The 9180-nt window shown below is 37.6% G+C and carries 6 protein-coding genes; 3 read left to right on the plus strand and 3 right to left on the minus strand.

Annotated elements, in window-relative coordinates; all coding sequences use genetic code 11:
* The 3 genes from VFS71_RS08870 to VFS71_RS08880 form a co-directional block, all read right to left on the minus strand.
* The coding region (locus tag VFS71_RS08870) for a peptidase U32 family protein (RefSeq protein ID WP_326400694.1) at positions 1-874 on the minus strand (874 nt) is incomplete at its 3' end.
* A gap of 6 nt (positions 875-880) precedes the next feature.
* Positions 881-2239 (minus strand): rhodanese-related sulfurtransferase, encoded by a 1359-nt coding sequence (locus VFS71_RS08875; RefSeq protein ID WP_326400695.1) that lies wholly within the window; start codon positions 2237-2239, stop codon positions 881-883.
* A 378-nt stretch (positions 2240-2617) separates the two neighbouring features.
* Positions 2618-3580, minus strand: a complete 963-nt coding sequence (locus tag VFS71_RS08880; RefSeq protein WP_326400697.1) for an L-threonine 3-dehydrogenase — start codon at positions 3578-3580, stop codon at positions 2618-2620.
* 262 nt (positions 3581-3842) lie between these two features.
* Between VFS71_RS08880 and VFS71_RS08885 the strand changes: the two genes are divergently transcribed.
* The 3 genes from VFS71_RS08885 to VFS71_RS08895 all read left to right on the plus strand — a co-directional run bounded on the left by VFS71_RS08885 (position 3843) and on the right by VFS71_RS08895 (position 9115).
* The gene (locus VFS71_RS08885; RefSeq protein ID WP_326400699.1) at positions 3843-4541 is read left to right on the plus strand and encodes a hypothetical protein; all 699 of its coding nucleotides are present in this window, start codon (positions 3843-3845) and stop codon (positions 4539-4541) included.
* Positions 4542-4623: 82 nt separating this feature from the next.
* The gene (mfd, locus tag VFS71_RS08890) at positions 4624-7902 is read left to right on the plus strand and encodes a transcription-repair coupling factor (RefSeq protein WP_414655993.1); all 3279 of its coding nucleotides are present in this window, start codon (positions 4624-4626) and stop codon (positions 7900-7902) included.
* Between the two features lie 235 nt (positions 7903-8137).
* A complete protein-coding gene (locus tag VFS71_RS08895; protein ID WP_326400703.1) occupies positions 8138-9115 on the plus strand; it encodes a hypothetical protein in 978 nt (325 codons plus the stop codon).
* Positions 9116-9180: the final 65 nt, after the last annotated feature.

The raw sequence follows: 9180 nt of genomic DNA on the forward strand, positions 1-9180 counted from the left end.
AAACTGCGATTTTTTTTTTGGTGAAAGTGCCTTCGTAATAACTGTCAATCGCTTCACGATAGGTTTTAATTACGGTGGCAACATATTCCGGAGCGCGTCCTCGTCCTTCAATTTTCAGGACTTGAATGCCTGAATCCATTACCTGATCCAGAAAATCCAGCGTGCATAAATCTTTTGGAGACATCATGTATTCGTTGTCCAATTCGATTTCGAAACCGGTTTCCTGATCGATAACAGTGTATTTTTTGCGGCAATTTTGTTTGCAGGCACCACGGTTTGCCGATGAATTATGTGAATGCAAACTCAAATAGCATTTCCCCGAAACCGCCATGCACAAAGCGCCGTGACCAAAGATTTCGATTTCCACCAATTTGCCGTTTGGTCCTTTGATTTGTTCTTTTTCGATTTGTTCCGTGATTTTTTTTACTTGGCGTAAACTCAATTCACGGCTCAAAACCATAGTGTCAGCAAATAGGCTGTAGAATTTGATGGTTTCGATATTGGTAATATTCAATTGAGTCGAAATATGGACTTCCATTCCGATTCCTCTTGCCATTGCAATTACGGCTTGGTCGGAAGCAATTACGGCTGTTATATTGGCTTCTTTGGCTTTGTTCAATAATGTTTTTACTACCGATAAATCGTGATCGTAAATGATGGTGTTTAACGTCAAATAACTTCTAACGTTTTTTGCTTCGCAACGGCGGGCAATTTCCGGTAAATCATCCATCGTGAAATTGACCGTTGCACGGGCGCGCATGTTCAATTGCTCTACTCCAAAATATACAGAATCAGCACCATTATCAAGTCCAGCCTGAAGCGACTCAAAGTTCCCTGCGGGAGCCATGAGTTCAATTTTATTAGTAACTGTCATGATAAACTATTCTAAAATCTTATACATTTTATCTGACAATCTAATTCTGAAGGGAACTTCAAAAGTAACTTTATCACCAATTTTAGCCGTTGCAGTTTCGGCTCCGTCAACAATGAATTTTTCTAAAACCAATTCTTGATTACCTGTTGTTGGTCCGGAAATTAAGATTTTATCACCACTGTTTACTTCGTGATTTTCAACAGTAAATTGTCCCACTTGTGCTTTCACATAATAATGTTCAGCTTTGCCAAGAAGTACTTTTTTTACTTTTACTTTTTGACGAATATCAGCAGGTTTTTCTTTTGTAGCTATCGCCGTATTTGATAAGTCGCCAGAATGTTTAAATTTAAGATTTTCAGATTTTCCTTTTCTGAAAACTTTGTTTCCAACCTGTTGTCCAGTTCTTAATCGTACCTGATCCACCAAAGGCAGATGAATAATATCAAGACAATCTGTAGAACAGCAGTTTTCCATTGCTGCTTTACATTCGTCACATTGAATAAACAACAGATGGCATCCGTCGTTTTCGCAATTGGTATGATTGTCGCAAGGTTTTCCGCATTGGTGACATTGCGATACGATATCATCGGTAATTCTTTCGCCAAGACGATTATCAAACACAAAGTTTTTCCCAATGAATTTACTGTCTAAACCTTCAGCTTCAATTTGTTTGGCGTAATTAATGATTCCGCCTTCCAATTGAAAAACATTTTTAAAACCTTGGTGCTTAAAATAGGCGCTCGCCTTTTCACAACGAATACCTCCGGTACAATACATTACTAGGTTTTTGTCTTCTTTGTGATTTTGAAGCTGTTCGTTGATTATAGGTAAACTTTCTCTGAAAGTCTCAACATCAGGAGTAATCGCTCCTTTAAAATGTCCAACTTCACTTTCGTAGTGATTTCTAAAATCGACTACAATCGTATTCGGATCATCAAGAATATCATTGAATTCCTTTGCTTTCAAATGAACCCCTATGTTTGTTACATCAAAAGTGTCGTCGTTTAAACCGTCGGCGACGATTTTGTGACGAACTTTAATAGTTAATTTTAAAAATGAATGGTCATCATGCTCCACCGCTTCATTCAAACGTATGTCTCTCATGAATTCATAAACTTCCAGAGTCTCTCTAAAAGCCTCCAAATTTTCTTCAGGAATACTCATTTGGGCGTTGATTCCTTCGTGAGCCACATAAATTCGGCCTAAGGCATCGAGTGCGTTCCAGGCTAAAAATAAATCGTCGCGAAATTTTTTGGGATCTTGAATTTTGGCATACGCATAGAAAGACAACGTAAGACGTTGTTTACCGGCATCATCAATCATGATGGCTCTTTCTTCTGCGCTTAAGGTGTTGTACAGTTGCATGCTATAAACGTTTAAGTGAGAAAATATGTTGTGAGTTCTAATTGGAAGAACTCAAATCGGGCGCAAAATTAGTGAACTTTTGCGATTTTCTAATGCGAATTGGGGGAAATTTAGGTTTTTTGGGGCGGACGAATGTAAATAAGTTTGAATATTTTAGGAGTTTTTAAAAAATACAAGGGATATAAGTTTATTTAAACAGGATTGTTTGGTCTAAATTATTATATGATGCTTAGCAGTAATTTTGGGTGAGGGATAGAAGCAATCCACCGCGGCGTAGCGGATAGACCGACAGCATAAAGAGAAGGGACCGAATCACCGTTATGGTGAGTTGGTCCCTTCTCTTTATGGTGGCACGCCCAAGTGATATTAATTGGCGTGTTATTGTAAATCGGTATCGTATTGAGGAGCTAGATTTTTCAGCATATCGACGGTCATCATTTCCAGGTCAAATTCGTGAGTCCAACCCCAATCTTCTCTGGCGCGGGAGTCATCAATACTGGCAGGCCAGCTGTCGGCAATTTTTTGACGGAAGTCGGGTGCGTAGGTTACTTCGAGTTCCGGAATGTGCTTTTTGATTTCGGCTGCAATTTCGGTTGGAGTGAAACTGATAGCGGCCAAATTATAGGAAGAGCGTATCTTAATTTGCTCAACTGGTGCTTTCATGATATTGATGGTGGCGGCAATGGCGTCGTCCATATACATCATTGGCATTTTGGTTTCGGAGTTCAAAAAACACTCGTATTTTCCATCGCTTAATGCTTTGTGGTAAATATCTACAGCATAATCTGTAGTTCCACCGCCAGGCAATGTAGTCCAGCTGATTAATCCTGGGTAACGAATACTTCTCACGTCGACACCAAAAATATTATGGTAGTATTCACACCATCTCTCACCGGCCTGTTTGCTAATTCCATAAACGGTTGAGGGTTCCATAACAGTGTATTGTGGCGTGTTTTCTTTTGGGGTTGTTGGGCCAAAAACGGCGATACTGGAAGGCCAGAATATCTTTTTTATTTTTCCGGCTTTCGCCAAATTCAAAACATGAAACAACGAATTCATATTAAGATCCCATGCAAAGGCAGGATTTTTTTCGGCAGTTGCCGAGAGTAAAGCGGCCATCAAATACACATCGGTAATTTGGTGAAGTTCCACCAAATTTTCAATTTGGTTAAAATCCAATGCATTGATTACCTCAAAAGGGCCAGAATTCACGACATCGTTGTTCAGCTTTCGAATGTCTGAAGCAATAACATTCTCGGTTCCATAAATGGCTCTGAGTTCGTGGGTCAATTCGGTACCGATTTGCCCGCAAGCGCCAATAATTAAGATCTTTGGATTCATTGTGTGTTGTTTTGAAATGCAAATATAACGATTTCGTAAATTATCATGAATAAAGATAATCATTTTTATAGATATTGTAAAAAAATAGCTTAAATTAGGGAAAGGTCGTAATTATTGGTGTTAATATTCTGTCATTAAAATTGCCGTTTCCATTGAAATTGCTATTGGATTTACCATTGGCATTGCCACTGAAATTGATGTTGTTATTGAAATTGCCATTGTAAATTTACTTTGTAACTTTGTGCTTCAAATAATTTAGAAAATGAACAATAAATTAACGCTACTTTTTTTTGTGCTTTTGATGCAGTTTTCGTGTAAAGACGACAATGATGTACGACTTGCCGATAACTTAAGGGATGCAAAAAAGAAAGAATTAATTTTTAAAACCATAAATAAAGGGTGGAATTTTATTGACACCCCTATCAACACGACTTCAGAGGCTACTATGAAGACTTGGCCGGAATGGAGAGCTTTTATGGAAGAATTGTCGGTTAAGCCAAAGAAAACAATTACGGCTTTTCAAAAGAAAGCCAAGGCGCTATCGACCAAAGTGATGGCTTTGAATAACAATATTCCAACTCAATTTGATAATCCACAGATAAGAAGCCGAATTGCAACTTTGATTACCCAAGTTCGAATGTTGGATTTATATATTAATCTGGATAAAGTTTCGGATAAAAAAGTAACTGAACGTCTTGCAGAAATTAATTTGGAGTTGGTTTCATTGCAAAGACAAATGGATAAGATTGTTGAGAAAAGTAAAATCCCAATGGAAGTTGGAGAGTCCGAATTGTTGATGATGTTGGATACAACTAGAGCCATTCAAGCAGGCAATCCAGGAATGCCAGGAAGTAAAACAATGCCAGTAAACCCAAAAATGCCAGGGAATCAGGTAATACCAGGAAATCCAGGAGGTGCAGCAACCAGTCCAAAAAATCCAAACGAAGCGCGCGTTGAGTAAAGCAACTATATATTCGGTTTATGATTCTTCTCCAAAAACGGCTCAGATTGTAGCCCGTTTGTTGGAAAACAATCAAGTAAAAATGCAATTGGACGGTTTGTTGGGATCGGCGGCTTCCTTTGTGATTCAGTCAGTTTTCAAGAAATCGGAACTTCCGTTTTTGGTGGTTTTGAACAATAAGGAAGAAGCGGCGTACTATTTGAACGATTTGGAACAAATGATAGGCGAGCAGGATGTGTTGTTTTATCCGGGTTCTTTTCGTCGTCCGTACCAAATTGAGGAAACCGACAATGCGAATGTTTTGCTTCGCGCTGAGGTACTTAACCGAATCAATTCCCGCAAAAAACCAGCCATCATCGTTACTTATCCCGAAGCGCTTTTTGAAAAAGTGGTGACCCGAAAAAACTTGGATCAAAACACTTTGAAAGTAAGTTTGGGTGATAAAATTTCGATTGATTTCTTAAACGAAGTATTGTTTGAGTACGAATTCAAGAGGGTTGATTTTATCACGGAACCCGGTGAATTCTCCGTTCGTGGTGGAATTGTGGATGTATTTTCGTTTTCGAATGATAATCCATACCGAATCGAATTTTTCGGGAATGAAGTCGAAAGCATTCGAAGCTTTGATGTTGGCACCCAATTGTCATTAGAGAAGCAGAAAAAAATCACCATTATTCCGAATGTCGAGAATAAAGTTTTTCAGGAGAATAGAGAAAGTTTCCTTGATTATATAGCCGAAAGAACTGTTCTGTTTTTTCAAAATACCGATAATCTTTTATACGAATTGGATAAGCAATTTGGCAGAGCCGAAGAAGCTTTTGAGAAATTGTCCAAAGACATCAAGCACGCCACGCCAGAACAACTGTTCTTGAACCAAAAGGAATTTGTAAAAAGAGCGTTGGATTTTTCGGTTGTGGAATTTCATTCCAAGCCTGTTTTTAAAACGACGAAGAAATTTGAATTTCATATTCAGCCACAACCGTCGTTCAATAAGCAATTTGATTTATTGTTGAATAATTTGAGCGACAACCATTTTAACGGTTACCAAAATTATTTGTTTTGTTCGAATGAAGCGCAGACGAAACGTTTTCACGATATATTCGAATCTTTGGATGAAGCCAATTCTGAGAATATCCGCAAACAATACAAGACGATTGTTTTGCCATTGTACCAAGGTTTCATCGATCAAGAAAATCAAATTACCTGTTATACCGACCATCAGATTTTTGAGCGCTACCATAAATTTAGCATCAAAAACGGTTATTCCAAAAAGCAAAATTTAACTTTAAAGGAACTCACGACTTTGTCCGTAGGTGATTATGTAACGCATATCGACCACGGAATCGGGAAGTTTGGAGGGTTGCAAAAAATACAGGTCGAAGGCAAAACGCAGGAAGCAATCAAGCTCGTTTATGCCGATAATGACATAGTGTATGTGAGCATCCACTCGCTGCACAAGATTTCGAAATATAACGGAAAAGACGGAACGCCGCCCAAAATTTACAAATTGGGTTCTAGCGCTTGGAAGACTTTAAAGCAAAAAACCAAAGCGAGGGTCAAACATATTGCGTTCAATTTGATTCAGCTGTATGCCAAACGCCGATTGGAAAAAGGATTTCAGTTTGCCCCCGACAGTTACCTGCAAAACGAGTTGGAAAGTTCGTTTATCTACGAAGATACGCCCGACCAAATCAAATCGACCCAAGAAGTCAAAGCCGATATGGAGAGCGAGCGTCCTATGGATCGTTTGGTTTGCGGAGATGTAGGATTTGGTAAAACCGAAGTGGCGATTCGTGCGGCTTTTAAGGCTGTGGACAATTCAAAACAAGTGGCAATTTTGGTTCCAACGACTATTTTGGCCTACCAACATTACCGTACTTTTACCGAAAGATTGAAAGATATGCCGGTTTCGATTGGCTATTTGAACCGCTTTAGAACCGCTAAACAAAAGACTGAAACCCTAAAGCAACTCGCCGAAGGTAAACTAGACATTGTGATTGGAACACACCAATTGGTTAACAAAAATGTTGTTTTCAAAGACCTTGGATTATTGATTGTCGATGAGGAGCAGAAATTTGGGGTTAACGTAAAAGACAAGCTCAAAACCATTGCAGCCAATGTAGATACCCTGACTTTGACGGCAACGCCTATCCCGAGAACCTTGCAGTTTTCGTTGATGGCAGCTAGAGATTTATCGGTAATTACAACGCCTCCGCCCAATCGTTATCCTATAGAAACAAATGTGGTTGGGTTTAATGAAGAGTTGGTTCGCGATGCGATTTCGTATGAAATTCAGCGTAATGGACAGGTTTTCTTCATTAATAACCGAATCGAAAATATAAAAGAAATTGCTGGAATGATTCAGCGTCTAGTTCCAAATGCCAGAGTGGGAATTGGCCACGGACAAATGGAAGGAGCCAAATTGGAAGAATTGATGCTTGCCTTTATGAATGGTGAGTTTGATGTTTTGGTTGCCACGACTATTATCGAAAGTGGATTGGACGTTCCGAATGCGAATACTATTTTTATCAATAATGCCAATAATTTCGGTTTGTCTGATTTGCATCAAATGAGAGGTCGAGTAGGGCGAAGCAACAAGAAAGCGTTTTGTTATTTCATCTGCCCGCCGTATTCCCATATGACCGAAGATGCAAGAAAACGTATTCAGGCTTTGGAACAATTCAGCGAATTGGGAAGCGGTTTGAATATTGCGATGAAAGACCTCGAGATTCGTGGTGCAGGAGATTTATTGGGAGGAGAGCAAAGTGGTTTTATCAACGACATTGGTTTTGATACCTACCAAAAAATTATGAACGAGGCCATCGAGGAATTGAAGGAAAACGAATTCAAAGATCTTTACCCCGAAGAGAATAATATCGAAACCAAAGAATATGTAAAAGATCTGCAAATCGACACCGATTTTGAGTTGTTGTTTTCAGATGAATATATCAATAATGTTACGGAGCGTTTGAGTTTGTACAACGAGTTGGCCGACGTGAAAAACGAGGAAGAACTGATTGTTTTCCAAAACAAACTGATTGACCGTTTTGGTCCAATGCCTCCGAGAGCACTTGCCTTAATGAACAGTATCCGAATCAAATGGATTGCAACTCGTGTGGGTATCGAAAAACTGGTGATGAAAAAAGGCAAGATGATTGGCTATTTTGTTTCCGATCAACAATCCGATTTTTACCATTCTAAACGTTTCCATAAGGTGATTCAGTTTGTGCAAACCCACAGCAACATTTGTGTGATGAAAGAAAAGCAAACCCCGGCTGGGCTGAGACTGTTGCTGACTTTTGACAATGTGAAGAACACCAGAACAGCGCTGGAATTGATGCAGTTGTTGGGAGGAGAGTAGTTTTCTATAACAGAAAATAAAAAGCGAGTCTAAGGTTAAAATTTTTATGTAAAGAGTTTATTGTCAAATTACATCACCACTTATTTTGTTAATTAGATCTTCAATCTTAATTATGTATGAGTATAACAGATGTATTCTACTCTTAACAAATCTAAAAAGCAGAACACATATTTTCATACAATTTAATTTGTTAATTTTTGTACATTTGACTTAAATTAACCTAATAACAAAATTTATGAAAAGAATCCTATTTTATTTATTTCTATTAACTTCAGTAGTTTCAAAAGCTCAGATAAATGCTAATTTTTATGGAGAACCTGATGAACTCAAACAATTAAAAACCCGCCCTTTACTTGTTGAAGTTTTAGAAGAAGATCCAGATGTTTTAAAGAAATTAAGTAAGCCAAAAAAAGCTGAAGAATTAGAAGACTACAAAAAATTTATAGTTGATTTTAACAGAGATTTTAAAATTTATGCTCAAAAATATTGGATTTATACTGATAAAATGGAATTTAAAACCGCTACCGAAATTGAAGCTTTACAAAAAGCTAAGAATAAATCGTATGCTATTTTAAGACTAGTTCAATTAAATGATAAAGGTTATTGGGGAATTAAAACAAATCAAAACGTTCCTGCAATTGCATTTACTAGAATTGAAAGCAATATTGTTAAAACAGATTCTAAGATTTATCTACCATCAAGACATTTAAATAATGATAAATCTTTATCAGAAGCTGACTATAAATACGCTTTATCAATTTTACAGGCGAATGTGGATTGGATTATTGCCAATAACAAAGTTTTAAATTTTGACAAATATGCTGAAAAAATGGCTAAAGGAAGTGTATCAAAATTAAAAGGGAAAACATTGTTGGTTGAGGATAATATGTTGGCGAAGGGTAGAACAAAAGAAGCAGCAATAAAAAATTACGGTGGAGACTTAAAGTTTGTTCCTGAATCTGAATTAAACGATGCGCTCGTTAACAAAACGAAAAATTGTGCTGTTTTATATACAGCCCCTTACGGAATTGTTAAGTCAAATATGATGGTTGTACAGCTTTCTACAATAGTATATTTTAAAATAATTGTAGATTGTGAAACAAATGAGATACTTTGGCTGTACATGCCAGGAGGAATGGATTGGGGAGCAAATGTGTCAAATCAATTGACTGAAGGAGAATTTTCAGTTATGGCAGATTTAAAAATTATATAACAAAAAAGCTCCCAATTTGGGAGCTTTTTTTAACCAAAGTTTCCGAGAATAAATACAAGAAAAAG

It is taken from the genome of Flavobacterium sp., from assembly GCF_035760125.1.
GTDB lineage: Bacteria > Bacteroidota > Bacteroidia > Flavobacteriales > Flavobacteriaceae > Flavobacterium.

Bases quoted from the DNA above. Each gene is read 5' to 3' on its own strand.
- VFS71_RS08880 (WP_326400697.1), bottom strand. From the start codon at position 3,580: ATGAATCCAAAGATCTTAATTATTGGCGCTTGCGGGCAAATCGGTACC.
- VFS71_RS08885 (WP_326400699.1), top strand. From the start codon at position 3,843: ATGAACAATAAATTAACGCTACTTTTTTTTGTGCTTTTGATGCAGTTT.
- VFS71_RS08875 (WP_326400695.1), bottom strand. From the start codon at position 2,239: ATGCAACTGTACAACACCTTAAGCGCAGAAGAAAGAGCCATCATGATT.
- VFS71_RS08895 (WP_326400703.1), top strand. From the start codon at position 8,138: ATGAAAAGAATCCTATTTTATTTATTTCTATTAACTTCAGTAGTTTCA.
- mfd (WP_414655993.1), top strand. From the start codon at position 4,624: ATGCAATTGGACGGTTTGTTGGGATCGGCGGCTTCCTTTGTGATTCAG.